A 21,612-nucleotide genomic window follows, 5' to 3' on the forward strand; every position below is an offset into this window, starting at 1 on the left:
AACTTTAATTAAACAGTTATTAATCATTTATTTGCAACTGAAAATGATTTATAATGAATCATAGAATAAAAACATAAGTAATACGGAGGACTATTAATGAGCAAATTTGTACATTTACATCTTCATACAGAATATAGTTTGCTCGATGGAGCTTGTAGAATAAATGATTTAGTTAAAAAAGCTAAACAGCTTGGCATGCCAGCGATTGCAATTACTGACCATGGAAATATGCATGGTTATGTAGATTTTTATAAGGCATGTAAAGCAGCAGATATAAAACCCATAATAGGGTGTGAAGTATACGTAGCGCCAGGCTCTAGATTTATAAAAAAATCAAGAAAAAAAAATGACAATAGTGAAACCTATGGTGGACCTGCTCACTTAGTATTGTTAGCAGAAAACAATACAGGTTATAAAAATATTATGAAACTGTGTTCGCTTGGTTATACAGAAGGGTTTTATTATAAACCTAGAGTAGATCATGAAATTTTAGAAAAATACTCAGAAGGAATTATAGTGTTAAGTGCCTGTTTAGGGGGAGAAATACCAAGAGCCTTAATGAGCAAAAAATACGATGAAGCCAAAAAAGTAGCACTTTGGTATCAAAATGTATTTGGAAAAAACAATTATTTTTTAGAAATTCAGGATCATGGTATTGCTGCTCAAAAAGACGTGAATGAGGGTTTATATAAGCTAAGTGTAGAGACTGGAATTCCTTTAGTTGCTACTAATGATACCCATTATATAGAAAAAGAAGATTCCTTATTTCATGACTTACTTCTATGTATTCAAACTAAACGAAGTATATTTGAGCCTTCTAGAGATGAGAACCCTTCTGGTAGAATGAAGTTTCCTTCTGATGAATTTTGGTTTAAAGACTATGATGATATGGCAAAGCTCTTTCCAAATCATTTAGAGGCCCTTGATATTACTGAAAAAATTGCAGAACGTTGTAATGTTGAAATTGAGTTTGGAAATTATCATTTACCTAAGTTTCCTTGTCCAGAGGGTTATAATGAACAGACTTACTTAAGGCAGCTTGTAAATGAAGGATTAAAACAGCGATATCCAGAAATAACCCAAGAGGTTTTAGACCGAGTTGAGACTGAGTTTGCTGTTATTGAGAAAAAAGGATTTTCAGGATATTTTTTAATTGTATGGGATTTTATTAATTGGTCTAGAAATAATGGAATTAGAGTAGGCCCTGGTAGAGGTTCTGTAGCGGGCTCCATTATTGCCTTTGCTTTAGGAATAATGGAAATAGATCCCTTAAAATATAACACCCTATTTGAAAGATTTTTAGATTTTAATCGACCAGATCCACCTGATATTGATGTGGATTTTTTAGATAATCGTAGAGATGAAGTAATAGAATATGTAAAAGAAAAATACGGTGCTGATAGGGTTGCACAAATAGCTACCTTTGGTACTTTTGGGGCCAAAGGATCTGTTAAAGATGTGGCCAGATATTTGTTACCCAAAGAAGATAAAATGAACCTAGTAATGGGTGATAAAATAGCAGAACTAATACCTGAAAACCCTAAAATTACCTTACAAAAAGCCCTTGAAGAAAGTCCTGACTTAATGGCGTTGTATAAATCGGATCCACAGGTAAGAAAAATATATGATTTAGCAAGAAAAATTGAGGGTTTAGCAAGGCATTCGTCTGTACATGCCGCGGCAGTAGTAATTGCACCCGAAACAGTAACAAATTATGCTCCTGTGTTAGTTAAGAATGGTATTGTATCTACTCAATTATCTAAGAATCCAGTAGAATCTTTGGGTTTATTAAAAATGGACTTTTTAGGTCTAAGAACCTTAACAATAATTTCGGATACCTTAGAAAATATAAAAATGGATACAGGTGAAGATTTAGATATAGATGCTATACCTCTAGATGACCGTAAGTCATATGAAATGTTAGGTGAAGGAGATACCTCTAGATGACCGTAAGTCATAGTGAGGGAATGAGAAATATTCTTACTCAACTCAAACCCTCAAGGCTTGAAGATATCATAGCTATTAATGCCCTTTATAGACCTGGTCCGATTAAGTCTATTCCTGATTACATTAATAACTCAAATATAGATAAAATAAACTACCTATTTGACTCCTTAGAAAAACACTTAGGTGAAACATATGGTGTTATAGTATATCAAGAACAGGTCATGAAAATAGTACAAGACATTGCTGGATTTACACCAATGGAAGCAAACTATTTACGTAAAGCATTATCAAAGAAAAAAATGAAACAAGTTATGTCGTATAGAGAGCAGTTTATTGAGGGTGGAAAAAAGGTTTCGTATAGTGAAAAAAAATTAGCTATTTTATGGGATCAGATGGCTAGTTTTGGTGAGTATGGCTTTAATAAATCTCATAGTAGTGCTTATGGATATTTAGCATATCAAACAGCATATTTAAAAGCCAATTATCCACTTCACTTTATGGCAGCTGAAATTACCAACGTAATGAATGATACAGCTAAGGTAGCCTATTATTTACATGAAGCAGAGAGAATGAATATTGAAACTGTACCACCAGATATTAATTACTCAACTCATAACTTTACAGTAAGAGATAATAAAATAACTTTTGGTTTGTTGGCTATTAAAAATGTAGGGATAGGAGCAATTAACTCTATAGTTGAAGCTAGAAAAAAAGATGGCCCGTTTGTTTCACTTTATGACTTTTGCTTTAGAGTAGATTTAGGTAAAGTTAATAAACGGACTATAGAATCCTTAATACAGGCTGGGGCGATGAAGTCTTTAGGATTGCGCAGATCACAATTAATAGCTGTAGTTGAGGAGTGTTTAAGTAAGTCCTCAAAAGAAACAGAAAAAAAACAAAATGGACAGTTTTCATTGTTTGATTTTCATGAGGATGAAAACAGTGAGATTGTAATAAACATACCAGATATAGATGAGTTTCCTTCTCGAAGATTGTTAGAAATGGAAAAAGAGCTTACTGGGCTTTATTTATCTGGACATCCATTAGGCGAATATAAAAAGGCATTTAAGGATTCGGTGTCACATGATTGTATTGAGCTAACCAATGACCTAGATAAACAGAGCGTAAGGCTTGGTGGTATGATTAAATCATCACGAACAATTACTACCAAAAAAGGTGATTTAATGTGTTTTTTAGTATTAGAAGATCTTTCTGGAACTGTGGATGTAACTGTATTTCCCAAAACGTATGAACAGTATCGATCACAGTTATCTGAAGGTAAAATTTTATTAATAACTGGATCTGTAAATGTTCGTAACGATAAAGCAGGGGTAGTATTAGATAAATGTGCTTCAATTGCCTCAGATATTGAATCATTACACATAGTGTTAAATGAAGAGTTAAAGGATACAGATTTAAGAGAAATAACCTATATAGTTAAAGAATACTCAGGTTACATACCTTTGTATATACATGTTAATGAAAAAACTATTTTAGCTGGAAATCATTTGCATATAGAAATAAAAGATGAGCTAATAACAAGATTACAATCATTGCATGGTGTTAGTGAGGTGTATACTGGATATAAAAGTATAGGAGAGGGTATATAATGAAATATAGGAAATTAGGTAGTACTGGGCTAGAGGTTAGCGTTGTTGGATTTGGTGGAATACCAATTCAAAGGGTTAGTAAAGAAGAGGCAGTTAAACTTCTTCAGGTTGCAAAAGATAATGGTATAAACTTTATAGATACTGCTAGGGGTTACGCCAGTAGTGAAGCAAAAATTGGCTATGCCTTAGAGCAGGTAAAGGGGGACTTCATTATTGCCTCTAAGTCTATGGCAAGAGATGCAAAGGGGTATACTGAAGAGTTAAAACAGAGTTTAGAGAATTTAAGAGTCAATTGTATTGATTTATATCAATTTCATAATGTTAGCTCTGAGCAAGCTTACGAGCAAGTTATGGGTGATAATGGTGCATATGAAGCGGCTCTTAAAGCACAGCAACAAGGCTTAATTAAATACATTGGTTTTACTAGCCATAAAGTAGATTTGGCCAGAAAGGCGGTAGAATCAGGTAAGTTTGCAACATTGCAGGTTCCTTTTAACGCAGTTGAAGACCACTTCTTAGAAGTATTAGAGCTTGCATATAAAAAGAATATAGCTACAATAATAATGAAACCAATGGCTGGGGGCTCTTTAGACTCTGGTGATTTGGCATTGAGGTATATACTTGAATATAATGTAACAACAGTAATACCTGGCATGCAAAAAATTGAGGAAATAATCGAAAACTCCTCTGTAGGTAATAGCTATAAACCTTTGACCAAAACAGAAAAAACTAAATTGCAAGAGGTAGCTAAACAATTAGGAGATAAATTCTGTAGAAGATGTGAGTATTGTTTACCATGTCCTCAGGGTATAAAAATACCTGCAATGTTTATTCTAGACGGTTATTATTCTAGGTATAACTTACAGGAATGGGCAACTGAAAGGTACAGAAGCTTAGATGTTACTGCAGCTGATTGTATTGATTGTGGTTTATGTGAAACCAAATGTCCTTATCAACTACCAATTAGAGACATGTTAAAAGAAGTAGCAAGTCATTTTAGCAGTAGTAAATCATAGTAGCAGTGATTAAATCCTGACATAAAATATTTTAAGAAACAATATAATCGAAGATCATAAGATCTGAAAGGTTGGTAAATTTGAAAAAGTATAATATTGCCATTGTAGGTGCGACTGGAGCAGTTGGTAGAACACTTCTTAGATTGTTTACTAAAGAGGATTTCCCAATTGGTGACTTAACCTTATTGGCATCTTCAAGATCAGCTGGCAGAAGAATTGAATTTTGTGGTGATAACTTAATAGTAGAAGAAACCACAGAGGACAGTTTTCATGGTATAGATATTGCATTCTTCTGTGCTGGAGGTTCTATTAGTAAAAAATATGCTAAACATGCAGTAGAAGCTGGGGCAGTTGTTATTGATAATAGCTCTTACTTTAGGCTAGATCCAAATGTGCCACTTGTAGTACCAGAGGTTAATCCTGAAGCTGTTAAAAATCATAAAGGAATTATTGCTAATCCAAATTGCTCAACAATAATAATGTTATTAGCTGTTAAACCTTTACTTAACATAAGCCCTATAAAGAGAATAATATATTCAACATATCAGGCTGTTTCTGGAGCAGGAAACCCTGCTGTTTCTGAACTAGAGCAACAGGTAAGGGGATATGTTGAGGGATCAATTCCTGAGGCAGAGATTTTACCAACAGCTAGTGCTGAAAAACACTATCAAATGGCATTTAATGTACTACCACAGGTTGATGTATTTGCTGAAGATTATTATACAAAAGAAGAATGGAAAATGGTTAAAGAGAGCCATAAAATCTTAGGTGATAATAGTATTGGTATAACTGGAACCTGTGTAAGAGTACCTGTTTTTTGGTGTCACTCAGAATCTGTTAATATTCAGTTTGAGAGAAACGTTACTAGAGATGAGGTTATAAGAGTACTGAATGAAGCTGAGGGTGTTGAGGTTTGTGATGATCCAGCTAATCAAATTTATCCCATGCCACTCGATTACTACGATAGAGATGAGGTCTTTGTAGGAAGAATAAGAGAAGATAAAACAGTTTTGGGTGGTTTAAACATTTGGGTAGTTGGTAATCAATTACGCAAAGGTGCTGCAACAAATGCATTACAAATAGCTAAGCTATTGATTGAACAAGAATAATTGTTATAATAGATGTGTTGTTAAATTTCTAAAGTTCTTTAATGAACTTAATTTAGCAACATGAGATTTATAACTCTTTGGATTTATTTTTGTGGTTAAGATAAAAATAAAAATTTATTGGAGGCGTAAAAATGAACAATACGTATCAGCAACATTTTAAGAACACATTGGCTGATTTAAAAGAACAAGGATTATACAATAGTAATATTCGTAGCTTGGGAAGCCCACAGGGTGCATGGCTACAAATAGAAGGTAAAAAAGTACTTAATATGTGCTCAAATAATTACTTAGGATTAGCTAATGATGAGCGTATTAGAGATGCAGCAAAAGAAGCAATTGATAGTTATGGTGTTGGACCAGGTGCTGTACGTTCAATTGCTGGTACTATGGATTTACATGGACAACTAGAGGCCTTAATTGCTAAATTTAAAAATGCAGAGGCAGTAATCACATTGCAGTCTGGTTTTCAGGCTAATACAACAGTAATTCCTTTATTAGCTGGCAAAAATGATACTATTATTAGTGACGAGTTAAACCATGCTAGTATTATTGATGGTGTTCGTTTATCTGGTTGCAAAAATAAAAAAATCTATAAACATAGTGATATGGCTGATTTAGAGAGATGTTTAAAAGAGGAACGCCCTGGTAGAACACTAATTATCACTGATGGTGTATTTAGTATGGATGGTGATGTAGCTAATTTACCAGGAATAGTAGAGTTAGCCGAAAAGTATAATGCAGCCGTTATGGTTGACGATGCTCATGGTGAGGGTGTTTTAGGCAAAGGTGGTAGAGGTATTGTTGATCACTTTAATCTCCATGGTAGAGTAGACGTAGAGGTTGGTACATTCTCTAAAGCTATTGGAACAGTTGGTGGTTGTGTAGCTGGAAGCAAAGAATTGATTGATTATATTAAACAGCGTGGTCGTCCATTTTTATTTAGTTCAGCCACTACTCCTCCAGATGTAGCTGCAACAATTAAATCATTTGAAATTTTAATGGAAAGTGATGAATTAGTTAATAGATTATGGAGTAATGGAGATTACTTTAAGCAGAAAATGCAGGAGTTAGGATTTGATACAGGACATAGTCATACACCTATTACACCTGTAATGATTGGTGCGGCGTCAGAGGCTAGTAAAATGAGTAAAGAATTATTTGAAGAGGGCATTTTTGCGACCTCTATTGGATTCCCAACAGTTGCAAAAGGTAAAGCAAGAATTAGAGTAATGATTTCAGCTGCTCACACAAAAGAAGATTTAGATTTTGCAGTTGATAAATTTGCTTTGGTTGGTCGAAAAATGGGGTTAATTAAATAATCTCTGGGCAAGCTAAAAATAAATAAAACAAAATAGGCTGCAGAGAATGTTTTGCTTAGGTAAAACATTCTCAACAGTCTTTATTATTATAAGGGTGAAAAAATGAGTATATTTAAAAATGTAGATTATAATAATGGCTGTGTGATAAATACATCTGTTATTAAAAAGTTTAAAACTGTGACTATTAAAGTATACATAATACGTGAGCTAGATAAAATGGCAACGATGACCGCACTTTTGGCAAAAGTACTGCAAAGAGGTACAGCAAATTTTAAAACAACAAGAGATATAGAACAAGAGCTTGAAAGAATATATGGATCAAGACTAAAGGGTAGGGCTCGTAAAATAGGTGAAAAACACATGTTAGAATTTGCTTTACATATGCCATGCCAAAAGTACTTAAATAATGAAATAGATATTTATACAGATGGCTTAAAATTATTTAAAGAGATATTATTAAATCCTTATCTAGAGAATGGTAGCTTTTGTGATGAATATGTAAACCAAGAAAAAAATATTTTAAAGCAAGAGATTGAATCGGTCTATAACGATAAAGAAGATTGGGCACTAAAAAGATGTATAGAAATTTCATGTGAGGGAGAGCCTTTTTCTATACCTTCGTATGGAGTTTTAAATGATTTAGACAGTATTAATAGTGAAAGCCTTTATAAGTTTTATAAAGATATTATTATTAACTCTAATGTTCAAATTTTTGTAGTTGGCGATATTGATGAAGAAAATATGATAAAAACAATAGACAAAAACCTCATATGGAATAAAAAGACCAGTGAAATTAAACCATATATAAAAAATGAGAAACTTCCTAAACAAGAAAAGTTAGTTATTGAAGAGGATAATGTCAATCAGGGAAAGCTGGTGATGAGTTTAAGGACTAAAGTTGATCCTTGTCATGAATTACTGCCAGCATTATTAATGTTTAATAATATATTGGGAGGTGGCTCACATAGTAAACTTTTTACTGCCGTTAGAGAAAAACACAGTTTGGCTTATTATGCTAGCTCCCAAACCGTTCGTAATAAACAAATGTTATTTATAGAGGCAGGAATTGAACCAAGTAAATTTGAGCAAACTAAAAAAATTATTAAAGAGCAATTAGCTGATATGGTTAAAGGAAGCATAAGTGATACTGAACTTGATAGGGCTAGAACAGCTTTAGTAAATAGTTTATGGGCATTACAAGACTATTCCGGTGGTAATATTGATTACTATTTAGTTGGTCTGTTAACGGGTTGTTCTTACAGTACAGAGCAAATGGAAAAGCAAATCTCGAGAGTTACCAAAGATGATGTAATTAGGGTAGCTAGACAGACTGCAATTGACACCATTTATTTCCTAACCTCTACAAAGGAGGCTAATTAAAATGCAAAATATAATTAAAAATAAACTAAATGAAGATATTACAAAAACTACATTAGCCAATGGTTTAGAGGTATTCATTCATCCCAAAAAAGATTATCATAGTAAGTATGCCATATTTGCTACTCGTTATGGCTCTAATGATAATGATTTTATAGGTTTAGATGGCAAAAGACACAAGGTTCCTAATGGTATAGCCCATTTTTTAGAACACAAAATGTTTGAAGAACCAACTGGTAATGTATTTAATGACTACTCTAATATGGGAGTTTCGGTTAACGCTTATACTAATTACAATATGACTGCTTATCTATTTTCTGGTACAAAAAACTTTTACAAAGCATTAGAAAGGCTGCTAGATTTTGTTCAAAACCCTTATTTTACAGATGAAAATGTAGCTAAAGAGCAGGGCATAATAGAGCAAGAAATAAAAATGTATGATGATCAATCTGGGTGGATATTACAGAGGAACTTATTAGAGTGCTTGTATAAAAATCACCCTATTAGAATAGATATAGCTGGTACAGTAGAATCCATTAATAAAATAACAAAAGAGATGTTATATACCTGTTATCATACATTCTATAACCCATCAAATATGGTATTATATATAGCTGGTGACGTGGATGTAAATAAAGTCATAAAAGAAGTAGCTAATAACCAAAGCAAAAAAGATTTTAAACAGCTTAAAAAAATAGAAAGATTTTTCCCTGAGGAACCAGTAGCAGTTAATTGTAGCTTTGATAAGATTAAAATGCCTATAGCATCGCCATTAATGGCGGTTGGTTATAAAGAGAAGCCGTTAATAGACCCCAAAGCAAGATTTAAACGAGAAATGCTAACTAATCTAGTTAATCATTTAGTAATAGGTAAAAGTTCACCTTTATTTAATGACTTATACGAAAAAGGATTAGTAACAGATGATTTTTCAGTAGGTCATACAGGAACAGCAACTTATTCTTATGAAATTTATGGAGGTCCAACTCCAGATCCACAAAAATTACATCAAGAATTATTGGCTGGATTTGATAGAGCTAAACAGCAAGGAATATCTAGAGATGCATTTGAGAGAGCCAGAAGAATGTTTGCTGGTTTACACACTATAAGTTATGATAACTTGAGTATGATAGCTAATAGATATGTATCTTATTTAATAAAAGGCATTGATTTTTATCAGTATAACGAAACATTAAATGCTCTTACACTTGAAGAAATTAATGAAAGATTACAGCAATGTTATAACAAAAAATATCATGCTTTTTCTGTGGTTGAGCCCAATTAGTTTTAAAAAATAGAAAGTCTTTGATACTTAATACTTAATAAATCAAAAGGATATCGCATTTGCGATATCCTTTAATTATTTAAGGCAAAAAGATTTCAACACTGTCACAGCCTCCACGTTGGCTCTTGAGCTTAATTATTACTGAAGCAGTATTATTAGTAGCTTTCACTATAAAATCATGTTTAATAGAGCTTTTTGCGGGTTTGCCTACTGCAAAATAACCCTTGCTCTGACCATTCATATAGCCTTCAATAAAGCCAATGTTAGTTTCATAATCTCCACTTATTAATTCAAAATTATCTCCTGTAATAAAAAGTTTATCTTCTTCAACGGCCTTTATATTTTTACCTTTATTGGTAATATAGCTAGGCAAATAGCCATAGTTTTCACAATAGATAGTTATTTTGTAGACGTCCTTATCAATTTTAACTAGCTCAGAATTTGATATTTTACAATCTGGCATACTAGCTAACTGACTAATGGCCCATAAGGCACCGTTATAACATTCCTGTTCTAATAAATGAATAGGAGGGTTTTGCACAGCATACTTAAAGTCCCACCCACCAATTTCTATATCTCCTAATTGAGGATGATTAAACTTTTTCCAATCAATAAAACCTTTTCTGCATAATTCAGTATCATTCCACTTTAAGAGTTTTAGATAAATGTTTTCAACTTCTTCTGGAGTTTTGGCATTAAAATACTCTTCAGAGGTTGTGCCAGCTCGCTCTAAACGGTTCCATAGTTCGGTTGTATAACCAATAATACCTAAATGCTCATAGGCCCACTCAGTTAACGTAGAGAAGTTATTAGACTTTATATCTTTATAACCAGCAATATGAAAATACTCTCTAGCTATTTCTTTAGTTGCTTTTAAATCTTCTGCATCCATTTCGTTATCTTCATAAGTATAAGGATTTCTAAATACAAAACCCCCAGAGGTATGAAAACAATTTAACAATCCGATATTTTTATGATTAACTATAAAGTCGACTATTGCTTTTACTTCAGGCTCACTAGCAGGGTAAGGACCTCCAGGTATAAACTCACTCTTAAAGTTAGATGGAAAATTACGATTTAAATCCAAACCGTAAGGTGATCTATTAATATCAAAACTAGTATTATCATAGTCCTTAATTAGTCCCTCGGGGTAAAGATGAAAGAACTCGCCATTATGTTCACCAGGTCTTCGTGGCAACATAATGCGAGAATCTTTATTAGATTTTTTCCATTCTCCACGTTTGTTATCTTGAACTCTCATTACCAATATTTTATTATCATTGTTAATATCTTGTGGGTGTAAACCAGGTAGCTCTGTATAGGTATTATCAGGGTAAATACGGGTACTACTACGTAGTTTGGTGGCTGTAGTAAGGTATAGTTCAGCTCCATCTGGGTTAACACGTGGTAAAACATAAAATGTTTTACTATTTAAAGTATAAGTTATTTGCTCATTTGTATTAAAATTGTTTACTAAATAATCTATTAACTTTAAACATACCATTGAACCTGTAACTTCACCAGCGTGAATATTACCATCAATATAAATTGCTGGTTTATTGTTAGCACAACCAGAATCTTTATTAGTTATTGCTAATGCCCAAATCTCTCGTCCTTCATAAGACTGGCCTACAGACTCTAGGGTGATTAAATTAGGGTATTCAGCAGATATGCTATGTAAATATTTAGTTAACTCATCATACTTATAGTAGTGGTCAAAACTTATTTTAGTGTTACTCATAATTCCACTCCCCAACTTTTATTTATTACGGTACTTAAACTTCGGGTTAACAATGCTTTTTCCTCTTTTTGAAATAAACATTCTAAACTATTAAACTAAAATCAAATCTATAAAAACAAGGTATTTAGTAACATAAGCTATTAAAAATATTTCTAATATAAGCTTAACTTTTATAGATAAAGCGTTTCATAATAAAATTTTTATTTACAATAAATATTTTAACCTATAAAATGATATAATTGAATAGTCAATATTAGGAGGTACTACAATGAATATATATGATAAAGCTTATGAACTCGCTGATGCCATAAAGGATAGCGGAGAATGGAAAGAGATTCAAGCAGCAAAGGCTGTTCTTCAAAATGATAAAAATGCTGAAAAAATGTACATTGAATTCCGTACAAAACAAATGCAATTACAGCAAATGCAAATGGCTGGTCAGCAAATAAGCGATGAAGATAAATCAACATTACAAAAACAATTTGAGATTATTTTAATGAATAATGATGTGAAAAAACTTATTGATGCTGAAAATAAATTTGGAGTTATTTTAGAAGACGTTCAAAAAATCTTGTTTGAGGCTATGAGTGTACAGTAACTTATTGTCATAATCATAATAAATATTATAAGATAAACACTTAAGGAGGATTTACATGTTATCATGCGGTATTGTTGGCTTACCTATGACAGGTAAAACAACAGTATATAATTTATTAACTAAAAATGAAGCTGAAACATCAGCTTTTTTTACTGGAAAAACATCAACAAATATAGGAATAGCTCATATTCCAGATAAACGTTTAGAGTATTTATCGTCAATTTTTGAACCTAAGAACACTGTTTACGCAGAGTTACAAGTAGTAGATGTAGCTGGTTTAGTAAAGGGATCAAGCAGTGGTGCTGGAGTTGGCAATAGCTTTATTGAAGATATTAGGCAAACAGATGCTTTAATTCATGTAATTAGAGCCTTTAGTGATTCAGATATACCTCATTCAGATAACAGTATAAACCCAATGAGAGATGTAGAAACAATTGATATGGAATTGTTATTTGCTGACTTGGAGTTTGTAGAGAAAAGAATTGAACGGATTTCTAAAGGAAAAAAAATAACAAATGAGCAAAAGAGCGAATTATTAGTACTAAAAAAACTTGCTGCTGAGCTTGAAGAAGGTAAACCCTATTATCAAATAGAATTAAATAAAGATGAAGTAGAGCTTATGCAAAACTACACTTTTTTAACAGACAAACCCATGATATTGGTTGTTAATGTAGATGAAGAGCAACTGCTAGAGGACAGCTATCCTGGTAAAAAAGAGTTAGAAAGTTTTGCAAAAGAACGCAATATGCCTTTAGTTGTTTTATCGGCCAAAATTGAGGTTGAGATATCTGCTTTAGATAAAGATGATCAAATTGAGTTTATGCAAGACCTAAATATATTAGAGTCGGGTGTTTTTACCCTAGCAAGAACTGTTTACGGATTATTAAACCTAATTAGTTTTTTTACCGTAGGTAAAGATGAGTGTAGAGCATGGACCATAACAAATGGTTTAAACGCTGCACAAGCCGCAGGTAAAATCCATTCTGATTTAGAGAGAGGCTTTATTAGAGCAGAAACAGTTGCTTATCAAGATTTTGTAGATTGCGGCTCCATTGCTTTTGCAAAAGAGAAAGGTCTTTGGAGACTTGAGGGTCGTAACTATATTGTTAATGATGGAGATATTATTAGTGTAAGATTTAATGTATAGGAGATAAAAAATGAAAAAGAGCATAGATTACATTGTAAACTGGCTAAAAAAGCATAATGATAATGCTAAAACAAATGGTTTTGTATTAGGCTTAAGTGGGGGGATAGATTCCGCTGTAGTTGCAGGTTTATGTAAACTAGCTTGCCCCAATACATTAGGAATAATATTACCATGTAATTCTAGTGAGCAAGATGAAAAGGATGCAAAGCTTGTTGCAGAAGCACTAAATTTAGATATAATGACGTTTGACTTAAGTAAGCATTTTAATAATTTAACTAAAGACTTAGAGGCTAGCCTAACTAGTGAGGCTAAAAGGATGGCACTAGCTAATATAAAACCTCGTTTAAGAATGACTACTTTGTATTTTTATGCTAACATGCAAAACCGTTTAGTAATTGGTACAGGTAATAGAGACGAAAGATATGTTGGCTATTTTACTAAATGGGGAGATGGGGGAGCAGATTTAATGCCTATTGCTCATTTATCTAAAGAAGAGGTTTGGCAGATGGCTAGAGACTTAAATATACCTAATGCTGTTATTGAGAAACCACCTTCAGCTGGTCTTTGGCAAAACCAAACAGATGAACAAGAAATGGGTTTCTCGTATAAGATTTTAGAGCATTATTTACAGGGTAAAGATGTACCTCAAGATTCAAAAAAGAGGATAGAACACTTACATAAAGTAAGTAGACATAAAGTTAACCTACCACCAATTATTGAAGTAGAGGAGCAAAAATAATGGCAGGTCATTCAAAGTGGGCAAATAGAAAACATAGAAAAGCAAGGCAAGATTCTAAAAGAGCAAAAATCTTTACAAAAATCAGTAAAGAGATATTTATTGCAACTAGGTCGGGTGGTTCTGATTCAGAAACTAATGTACGATTACGTATGGCTTTAGATTTGGCCAGACAAAATAATATGCCTAAAGACAATATTAAAAGGGCTGTTGATAAAGGTTTAGGAAACGATGATGGTACAATTTATGAAGAATTCACCTACGAAGGTTATGGACCTGGTGGAGTAGCAGTTTTAGTGGAAATAGCAACAGATAATCGTAATAGAACAGCCGCTGATGTTCGTTATTACTTTAGTAAGTATGGTGGAAGTTTAGGACAAAATGGTTGTGTTGCTTGGATGTTTAATCGCAAAGGTGTAATTAGAATAGACCGTGAAAAACAGCCATTAGAAGAAGATTACTTACTAGAGCAAGTTTTAGAGGCTGGTGGAGATGATTTAATTACTGCTGATGATGAATTTATAATATATACATCACCAGAAGACTATGTGAGTGTTGTTGATAAGCTTGCTAATAATAATATAGTAGGGGATGAATCTGGAGTTGAATTTGTGCCAGAGAATTTTACCGAATTAGCCGAACAGCATATAGAAAACTTTGAGACTTTAATTGATTTGCTTGAAGACCATGATGATGTCCAAAAAGTGTATTTTAATGCAGAATTTTAAATATACTCTTTAAGAATAAAGGGTATAAAGATAGTAGTTTAGGTCATACTGCTAATGAATTCTTTATGAAAGGATTTTGGGCAGTATGAAAAAAGATAAAACTCTTCAGGTATTTAAAGGCATTATATTTATTTGTTTTTTTGTGATGATGGCAACCTTTATATTTTTTACGAACTATAGAGCAAGTTTTGATACTCCAGATAGATTCTTTAGTGAAAGAAGTGATGGAGATAAACAAATAAAGTCTTCTGAGTTAATAGAAGAAGAAAAAATAATGTCCCATACAAAAGTATATTATCATGAGGTTTATGATATCTGTGGTCATGAAATAACGTATGAAAGACCACAAGGTAACAATGGGCTTATAGCATTCACAAAAGCTCAACTTGAAGCATTATTTCCTGTATATGTTGTAGAGGAATTTTCAAGTGATAAAGTTATACTTAAATACTTTAAAAAGGGAAGATGTAATGATTGTAATAACTTTGTTTTTTTTGGCATAAAAGATGGCTATGTGGCAATTTATTACGGAAAAGCACGTGAAAATGCTGAAGTAAAACAAATGACTGATATAAAAGTAGATACCCTAACACAAGAGGTCCAAAATAGTTTAGCAAAAGGTATTACAATTTCTAATTCTAATGTAGAAATAAATACAATTCTTGAAGGACTTAATAGTTAAAAACAAACAGTTTGCAATTTTGCGAACTGTTTGTTTTAACGTAGTATGCTTTCTAAGTACGATTTCGCGTTGTAGGATATTGTTATGCACTCACTTTGTTCGTGTAGTGACTAACGCGGGAAGCAGATTTATTTAAAGTTTATAGTGTGAATTGTAATTTTTATTGAGCAATTTCCTCTTTCAATCAGTTACTTATGAATAATTATTATCTAACCGTTAATTTATTTGCTTTTATTACTAAGTTGGCTCTTAATATTAATTGTAAGAGTAGCTAGATTGCATGGCTATTTTATTAAAATTATTCTAAAATTATCGACAAATTTCGCTAAAAATCTTATAATTATATAAATAGTTAGTTTTAAGAGGGTGAAAATATGAACCGTCAGGTTCGTTTAGGTGATTTATTATTAGATAGAGGTCTTATTTCAAAAGAGCAATTACAAGATGCTTTATCAAAACAGCATCAATTAAACTTAAGGGTTGGAGAGACTTTAATTGAGTGCGGTTATGTTACCGAGGAGGATATAGCTTTAACACTGAGTGATCAGTTTAAGATACCTTTTGAACAAGTTGCAAATTTATCCTTTGAACCAGAGGCCGTTAACATGGTTAATCAAGCCCTAGTCGAAAGACATAAATTTGTTCCTGTTTCGGTTAATGATAATGAAATAACCTTGGCAACAGCTGATCCTACTGATGTGTTAGCATTAGATGATATTAAGTTTGCTACAAAAAGGAATATAAAGCTTATTATTGTAACAAAAAGAGATATAGAACGTGCTATAGAATGGCTTTATTTAACTCCAGAAGGATTTAATAATAATAGTCTTAATATATCTGATTTTGTGGATATCTCAGATGATGATGCTCCTTTAATACGTATGGTGAATGCTATTATTCAGCAGTCTGTAGAGGATAGTGCAAGTGATATTCATATTGAACCAAGCGATTATCTTTTGATAATAAGATATAGAATTGATGGTTTACTTCAAATGCTTAGAGAAATGAGTATGGACTTACATAATTCTATTGTTGCTAGAATTAAGATTATGGCTAATTTAGATATTTCAGAACGCAGATTACCCCAAGATGGAGCGTTTAGACAATTTATTGGTGGTAGAGAAATTGATTTTCGTGTTTCAACTATTCCCACTATTCGTGGTGAAAAAATAGTAATAAGAATTCATGATAATACTCAAAACAGATATAAAGTAGATAACATAGGAATGCAGTTAACAACTCTTAAAAAACTACAAAACTTACTCTCCTTGCCTTACGGAATGATTTTAGTAACAGGTCCAACTGGTAGTGGAAAAACTACCTCTTTATATAGCTGTTTAGATGTCTTAAATAGCCCCCATAAAAATATTATATCTATAGAAGACCCTACTGAATACCGCCTTAATGGTATTAATCAAATTTCTATTAATAAAAAAATTGGCTTAACCTATTCAACAGTTTTAAGGTCAATTTTAAGACAAGATCCCAACATAATAATGGTAGGTGAGATAAGAGATAAAGAGACAGCGGAGGTATCAATAAGGGCAGCATTAACAGGTCACTTAGTATTGAGTACTATTCACACTAATGATGCAGCAAGTACACTTACCAGACTAATGGATATGGGAGTTGCTGAGTTTTTAATTGCTTCTTCTATAGCAGGTATTGTAGCTCAGAGATTAGTAAGAAGAGTATGTTCTCGGTGCAGAAAAGAATACTTTATAAATAAAAATGATAGCTTGTGGTCAACCCTTAATATAGATAACTATATCCAAAATAAATCAGAGATATTATTGTTTAAAGCTGGAGATGGCTGCTCACATTGCCATAACACTGGTTATCGAGGACGAATTGGCATATTTGAATTGTTAATAATAAATGAGACAATTGCTAAAATGGTTATGGATCATCAGCCAGCAAGTGTAATAAAAGATTATGCGGTCAGTAATTTAGCTATGCAAACACTAAGAGACGATGCTATTATTAAGGTATTATCTGGCATAACCACCGTAGAAGAACTAATGGGTGTTTCTTATTTTAAAGATTTTATGAGTTAAATGTAATAATTATGAAAGTAAGTTAAACAGTTAGAGGATGAGATATAATGCCAACCTTTAGATATAGAGCAAGAAATAACCTAGGAGATGTTGATAAGGGTATTGTTAAAGCCACTGATTCCAAAACAGCTTTAATATTATTAAGAGAAAAAGGACTCTTTGTTACAAAGATAAAACAAACAAAAAGAAATACTTTGCCTAGTTTAAAAACAGATATAGTAATAGGTAAGCCAGTTAGTGCTCGTGAAATAGCAATATGGGCAAATCAGTTTTCAGCAATGTATTCAGCAGGTATTCCCATATCATATATAGTTTTAACTCTATCACAACAAACAGCAAATAAACCATTTAAAAAAGTACAAATGAAAGTACTAGATGAAATTAACCAAGGAGTAAAAATAGCAGATGCAATGCAAAAGTATCCTAAGTATTTTCCTGAATTAATGGTTAATATGTTTAGGGTTGGTGAAGAGGCTGGAGTAATGGAGCAAGCCCTTGAGCAAATTGTGCATTTTTATTCACAAGAGTATCAGTTGCATCAAAAATTACGTACAGCAATGTATTATCCAATTATAGTTTTAAGTATGGCAATAGCTGTTATATGGCTCTTAATGACTCGTATGGTACCAGCATTTATAACTGCCTATGATGCTGTGGATGGTGAGTTACCCAAAGTTACTCAAACCTTAATAAAAGTAAGCGATTTTATGATAAATAATTCTCTTTTAATAATTTTGTCACTAGTAACAACAGTAGCAGTAATTATTTTTTGGAGTAAACGCAAGTCGGGTAAAAGATTTTTTGATAAACTAAAACTAAAATTACCTGTATTTGGTCAAGTAACTAAGCTAAGTAGTTTAGCACGATTTTGCAGAGTTTTTTCTACCTTACAACACCATGGTTTTGATGTTATCTCTGCGTTAACTTTAGTAGAACGTAGTATTAATAATTCAATTCTTGGGGAGGTTATTCACAAGGCAAGACAAAATGCTAGTAGAGGGCAAAGAATAACACTTGCTTTTGCTGAGAGTAAGTATTACCCACCATTAATAGTAAATATGTTAAGAATAGGAGAGGAATCAGGCTCTATAGATGAAATGTTAGCCAAGGCAGCAGATATGTATGAAGCCGATGTAAAAAACATGAGTGAGCGTTTAACGAAAATGTTAGAGCCATTTATAAGTTTAATTCTAGCTTTTTTAGTTGGTGGCATATTGATAGCAATTATTGTACCAATGTTTAATATGTATAATATGGTGGGCTAGGTTTAAACCTTAAAAAAGATAGCTTTATACAAAGAGATTATTACCTTATTATTAAATTAAATTAATTATAGGAACAAGAATGTATAAGTACAAGTCTAATAATAAGTATTTATATAAACTAGATGTACTTGAATACTAATTAATAATAAACTATCAATTAGTAATTAACAAAAGATGGAAAGGATTATTGGCTAGATATCTTGTATTATAGTAAAGATAAACTTTAAGCTAGGGGTTAATAAAACATTTTAGTTGATTGTAAGACTTTAGTCACATTTTATTAATCAAATCTTAATCTTTATGCTTTATAATTCATATAAATGATAAGAATCAATATTAAAAAACTCTTTACAAGTTTAATAATTTAACTATAATAGTTGTAGGTAATTAGTTGAATAATAATATAGTTATTTATCAAACATATACAGTAGAAAGAGAAAGATGTTTGTTTTGGCTACTAAAATTGATGGGGAATAATAGATGGAAAACATAATTAAAAGCAGAAAGTACCTCTGGTATAAGTATAAACACTTATTTTATATGAGCTATTATATTTTACTAGGTGTGTTATATTCACTATTTAATGGCATTGTTACAGAAAGAACATTTATGTACTTTCCAATGCTTGATGATATAATACCTTTTGTTAAAGAAATGGTTATACCATATATAATTTGGTATGCTTATATAGTTATACCATTAGTAATATTTGCTTTTACAGATATTGAATCATATACCAAACTATGTTTATTTTTATTTGTTGGCATGACTATTTGTTTCATTATTTTTGCCGTGTTTCCTAATGGACAGAATTTAAGACCAGAGATAACTGGAAATGATATATACTCTCGTATCATTAAAGGAATATATGAAGCAGACAAACCTATTAACTCAGCACCTAGTATGCATACCTTAAATGCAATGGCTATTCATTTTGTATTACGTAAAAGTAAGAAATTTAAGGATAACAAGTATATAAAAACAATATCGTTTATTTTAATGATTTTAATAATTGCTTCAACAGTAATGATAAAACAACATTCTATCATAGACGTATTTGCTGGAATCGTTTTAGGCGTAATTTTAAATGCTTTTTTATACAGTGAAAAGGTAAGTCAATACGTAAAGCAAATTACAGCCACAGCTACACAGCTTTTTGAAAAGCAACCAAATGTGTTCAGAGATTTAGGTGTATTCTTTAACTATATAAAGGGTGAACCACATCAAGTGGTTACAGAAATGAACTTTGATTAATAAAATTTTAAGATTAGTGAGATTTAAGCAAAGTATAACCTTAAATTTAATGTACTAAAAAAGGAATTGTAAAAACAATTCCTTTTTTTGCTTATTAATAAAACAAAATTTTAAATTATGGTATAGTTAATTACTTTAGTAAGTAATCCGCCATAAAATCATAGGCCTTTTGCCTAGCTTTACAGGCATCAATGGTATCTATTCTATCAAATTGATGTCCACCAGGAGCATTATCATAGATTTCATATTTAAAATCTTTTCCTTCAGCCTTTAAAGATTTAATTAAGTGTTCAACCTCTAAAACATTTACATCTTCATCACTAGTTGTTGTTTGTATTAATAACGGAGTTTCTAATTTATGAGCATTCCATGCAGGTGATCTGCGACGATACTCCCAAGGGTCATCAACAGCAGACCTTCCTATATGGTAACTTGCAGAATATAATTTATGATAGTTTTCACCTTTATATCCCATTCTGGCAACAAGGTCGCTTACAGGCACACCCGCATAGGCAACTTTATAGTCATTTGGGTGATTAAAGATATTAAAGAGGGTATGAAGACCACCATGACTCCAGCCCATGATACCTACTCGTTCACTATCTATAAAATCAAATTTTTCTACTGCCCAGTTTCTAGCCGCATAGGTATCTTCTGTTTCTAGTCCACCATAATCTATTAAAGAATAGTACTGTTCACCATAGCCGGTGCTACCACGATATTCGGGTGCAACAACAACATATCCTTGGTCAAGTAACTCTTCAATAATGTGGTATTGACTAGTAGATAAATTGGCATGTACACCACCATGTACAAACACCATTAAAGGGTACTTTTTACCTTCAATTAATTCTTTAGGAACAAAAGTATATGTCCATAATACAAACGGATTTCCTTTATTTTGGGCTGATTGAGCCGTTGTATTTGCAGGTGTAGGACCAATTATTCTCCATTTATCTATTTTTGCTTTATGTCCTAAGAATTGGTGCCATAGAACATCATCCATAGTTTTGGCCAGTGCTTGAAATGCGAAAGCATTTTTTTCTCGCATTTTTTGAATCATTTCATCCATTTAAATAACCTCCAGTCCTACAAGAGAGATTCGATTACCCATAGGGTAATTCCTGCTTACATGCTTAGGTCTTTAGGATGAGTTAACGACAAATTTTTCTCACATAAAGGACAAGCATTGCTTTCATATGCTGGAACTTCCATACTTAGTAGCGCTTGTTGGTTTTTGTGTAGTTTAACTTTTCCAGCACTTCTATCTACTAGAACCCCAATGCCAACAATATCTAAGCCAACATTATCACAGGCTGCAATAACTTTTTTTACAGATCCACCAGTAGAAACAGCGTCTTCCACAATTAAAACTTTAGTACCTGGAGCAAGCTTAAACCCTCTTTTAAAAACCATACCACCGTTACCATCTTTTTCGGCATACATTGATTTTAATCCTAAATGTCGAGCTACTTCGTAAGATAAAATAACACCACCCATGGCTGGACCAATAATAACTTCAGCCTTAGTATCTTTAAATTTATCTGCTAAAACCTTAGCAACTTTTGCTGTATGTTCAGGATATTGAAATAACTGAGAACACTGTAAAAAGGTAGGGCTGTGTTTGCCTGATGTTAATAAAAAGTGTCCATTTAATACTACACCTAGTTCTTCAAATAGGCTTTTAATTTCTTGACTTGTCATGATAATCTCCTTTACTTTTAACTTATAGTGTTGAATTGAG

General features: G+C 32.3%; 18 protein-coding genes. 15 read left to right on the forward strand and 3 right to left on the reverse strand.

Features of this window, described 5'->3' with window-relative positions:
* Positions 1–96 precede the first annotated feature (96 nt).
* From dnaE (IMX26_RS18045) to IMX26_RS02205, 7 genes are all read left to right on the forward strand, one after another.
* Positions 97–1,947, forward strand: a complete 1,851-nt coding sequence (gene dnaE, locus IMX26_RS18045) for a DNA polymerase III subunit alpha (protein WP_195160071.1) — start codon at positions 97–99, stop codon at positions 1,945–1,947.
* Positions 1,944–3,557 carry a DNA polymerase III subunit alpha gene (dnaE, locus tag IMX26_RS18050; protein WP_195160072.1) on the forward strand — a complete coding sequence of 538 codons (1,614 nt, stop codon included), beginning with the start codon at positions 1,944–1,946 and terminating at the stop codon, positions 3,555–3,557. The genes dnaE (IMX26_RS18045) and dnaE (IMX26_RS18050) overlap by 4 nt, the downstream gene beginning before the upstream one ends.
* A complete protein-coding gene (locus IMX26_RS02185; protein ID WP_195160073.1) occupies positions 3,557–4,573 on the forward strand; it encodes an aldo/keto reductase in 1,017 nt (338 codons plus the stop codon). The genes dnaE (IMX26_RS18050) and IMX26_RS02185 overlap by 1 nt, the downstream gene beginning before the upstream one ends.
* 80 nt (positions 4,574–4,653) lie before the next feature.
* Positions 4,654–5,682: an aspartate-semialdehyde dehydrogenase gene (locus tag IMX26_RS02190; RefSeq protein ID WP_195160074.1), complete on the forward strand. Its 1,029-nt coding sequence runs from the start codon at positions 4,654–4,656 to the stop codon at positions 5,680–5,682.
* A 131-nt stretch (positions 5,683–5,813) separates the two neighbouring features.
* Complete coding sequence (locus IMX26_RS02195; RefSeq protein ID WP_195160075.1) at positions 5,814–7,001, forward strand: glycine C-acetyltransferase; 1,188 nt, start codon at positions 5,814–5,816, stop codon at positions 6,999–7,001.
* A gap of 102 nt (positions 7,002–7,103) precedes the next feature.
* The gene (locus IMX26_RS02200) at positions 7,104–8,381 is read left to right on the forward strand and encodes a pitrilysin family protein (RefSeq protein ID WP_195160076.1); all 1,278 of its coding nucleotides are present in this window, start codon (positions 7,104–7,106) and stop codon (positions 8,379–8,381) included.
* Position 8,382: 1 nt separating this feature from the next.
* Positions 8,383–9,660: a pitrilysin family protein gene (locus IMX26_RS02205; protein WP_195160077.1), complete on the forward strand. Its 1,278-nt coding sequence runs from the start codon at positions 8,383–8,385 to the stop codon at positions 9,658–9,660.
* 79 nt (positions 9,661–9,739) lie between these two features.
* On the opposite strand, the gene IMX26_RS02210 is transcribed toward IMX26_RS02205, so the two are convergent.
* Positions 9,740–11,401 (reverse strand): M14 family metallopeptidase, encoded by a 1,662-nt coding sequence (locus IMX26_RS02210; RefSeq protein WP_195160078.1) that lies wholly within the window; start codon positions 11,399–11,401, stop codon positions 9,740–9,742.
* A 268-nt stretch (positions 11,402–11,669) separates the two neighbouring features.
* Here IMX26_RS02210 and IMX26_RS02215 point away from each other — a divergent pair, with 268 nt between their 5' ends.
* The 8 genes from IMX26_RS02215 (at position 11,670) to IMX26_RS02250 (ending at position 19,868) form a co-directional block, all read left to right on the forward strand.
* The gene (locus IMX26_RS02215; protein ID WP_195160079.1) at positions 11,670–11,999 is read left to right on the forward strand and encodes a YlbF family regulator; all 330 of its coding nucleotides are present in this window, start codon (positions 11,670–11,672) and stop codon (positions 11,997–11,999) included.
* Between the two features lie 55 nt (positions 12,000–12,054).
* A complete protein-coding gene (gene ychF, locus IMX26_RS02220; RefSeq protein ID WP_195160080.1) occupies positions 12,055–13,146 on the forward strand; it encodes a redox-regulated ATPase YchF in 1,092 nt (363 codons plus the stop codon).
* Positions 13,147–13,156: 10 nt separating this feature from the next.
* Complete coding sequence (nadE, locus tag IMX26_RS02225) at positions 13,157–13,885, forward strand: NAD(+) synthase (protein ID WP_195160081.1); 729 nt, start codon at positions 13,157–13,159, stop codon at positions 13,883–13,885.
* Positions 13,885–14,610: a YebC/PmpR family DNA-binding transcriptional regulator gene (locus IMX26_RS02230; RefSeq protein WP_195160082.1), complete on the forward strand. Its 726-nt coding sequence runs from the start codon at positions 13,885–13,887 to the stop codon at positions 14,608–14,610. The genes nadE and IMX26_RS02230 overlap by 1 nt, the downstream gene beginning before the upstream one ends.
* 85 nt (positions 14,611–14,695) lie before the next feature.
* Positions 14,696–15,292 carry a BofC C-terminal domain-containing protein gene (locus tag IMX26_RS02235; RefSeq protein WP_195160083.1) on the forward strand — a complete coding sequence of 199 codons (597 nt, stop codon included), beginning with the start codon at positions 14,696–14,698 and terminating at the stop codon, positions 15,290–15,292.
* A 374-nt stretch (positions 15,293–15,666) separates the two neighbouring features.
* Entirely contained in the window at positions 15,667–17,349 is a 1,683-nt protein-coding gene (locus IMX26_RS02240; RefSeq protein WP_195160084.1) for a GspE/PulE family protein, read from the forward strand.
* 47 nt (positions 17,350–17,396) lie between these two features.
* A complete protein-coding gene (locus tag IMX26_RS02245) occupies positions 17,397–18,614 on the forward strand; it encodes a type II secretion system F family protein (protein WP_195160085.1) in 1,218 nt (405 codons plus the stop codon).
* Positions 18,615–19,154: 540 nt separating this feature from the next.
* Entirely contained in the window at positions 19,155–19,868 is a 714-nt protein-coding gene (locus IMX26_RS02250) for a phosphatase PAP2 family protein (RefSeq protein WP_195160086.1), read from the forward strand.
* Positions 19,869–19,998: 130 nt separating this feature from the next.
* On the opposite strand, the gene IMX26_RS02255 is transcribed toward IMX26_RS02250, so the two are convergent.
* Entirely contained in the window at positions 19,999–20,940 is a 942-nt protein-coding gene (locus tag IMX26_RS02255) for an alpha/beta fold hydrolase (protein ID WP_195160087.1), read from the reverse strand.
* Between the two features lie 56 nt (positions 20,941–20,996).
* A complete protein-coding gene (gene pyrE, locus IMX26_RS02260; protein WP_195160088.1) occupies positions 20,997–21,572 on the reverse strand; it encodes an orotate phosphoribosyltransferase in 576 nt (191 codons plus the stop codon).
* Positions 21,573–21,612 lie beyond the last annotated feature (40 nt).

It is taken from the genome of Clostridium sp. 'deep sea' (assembly GCF_014931565.1).
GTDB lineage: Bacteria > Bacillota > UBA994 > PWPR01 > PWPR01.

Excerpts from the sequence above, each read along its gene's own strand:
- IMX26_RS02255 (WP_195160087.1), bottom strand. The coding sequence starts at position 20,940 with ATGGATGAAATGATTCAAAAAATGCGAGAAAAAAATGCTTTCGCATTT.
- dnaE (WP_195160071.1), top strand. The coding sequence starts at position 97 with ATGAGCAAATTTGTACATTTACATCTTCATACAGAATATAGTTTGCTC.
- IMX26_RS02195 (WP_195160075.1), top strand. The coding sequence starts at position 5,814 with ATGAACAATACGTATCAGCAACATTTTAAGAACACATTGGCTGATTTA.
- IMX26_RS02185 (WP_195160073.1), top strand. The coding sequence starts at position 3,557 with ATGAAATATAGGAAATTAGGTAGTACTGGGCTAGAGGTTAGCGTTGTT.
- IMX26_RS02235 (WP_195160083.1), top strand. The coding sequence starts at position 14,696 with ATGAAAAAAGATAAAACTCTTCAGGTATTTAAAGGCATTATATTTATT.
- IMX26_RS02230 (WP_195160082.1), top strand. The coding sequence starts at position 13,885 with ATGGCAGGTCATTCAAAGTGGGCAAATAGAAAACATAGAAAAGCAAGG.
- IMX26_RS02210 (WP_195160078.1), bottom strand. The coding sequence starts at position 11,401 with ATGAGTAACACTAAAATAAGTTTTGACCACTACTATAAGTATGATGAG.
- nadE (WP_195160081.1), top strand. The coding sequence starts at position 13,157 with ATGAAAAAGAGCATAGATTACATTGTAAACTGGCTAAAAAAGCATAAT.
- IMX26_RS02205 (WP_195160077.1), top strand. The coding sequence starts at position 8,383 with ATGCAAAATATAATTAAAAATAAACTAAATGAAGATATTACAAAAACT.
- dnaE (WP_195160072.1), top strand. The coding sequence starts at position 1,944 with ATGACCGTAAGTCATAGTGAGGGAATGAGAAATATTCTTACTCAACTC.
- IMX26_RS02245 (WP_195160085.1), top strand. The coding sequence starts at position 17,397 with ATGCCAACCTTTAGATATAGAGCAAGAAATAACCTAGGAGATGTTGAT.
- IMX26_RS02200 (WP_195160076.1), top strand. The coding sequence starts at position 7,104 with ATGAGTATATTTAAAAATGTAGATTATAATAATGGCTGTGTGATAAAT.
- IMX26_RS02240 (WP_195160084.1), top strand. The coding sequence starts at position 15,667 with ATGAACCGTCAGGTTCGTTTAGGTGATTTATTATTAGATAGAGGTCTT.
- IMX26_RS02215 (WP_195160079.1), top strand. The coding sequence starts at position 11,670 with ATGAATATATATGATAAAGCTTATGAACTCGCTGATGCCATAAAGGAT.
- ychF (WP_195160080.1), top strand. The coding sequence starts at position 12,055 with ATGTTATCATGCGGTATTGTTGGCTTACCTATGACAGGTAAAACAACA.
- IMX26_RS02250 (WP_195160086.1), top strand. The coding sequence starts at position 19,155 with ATGAGCTATTATATTTTACTAGGTGTGTTATATTCACTATTTAATGGC.
- pyrE (WP_195160088.1), bottom strand. The coding sequence starts at position 21,572 with ATGACAAGTCAAGAAATTAAAAGCCTATTTGAAGAACTAGGTGTAGTA.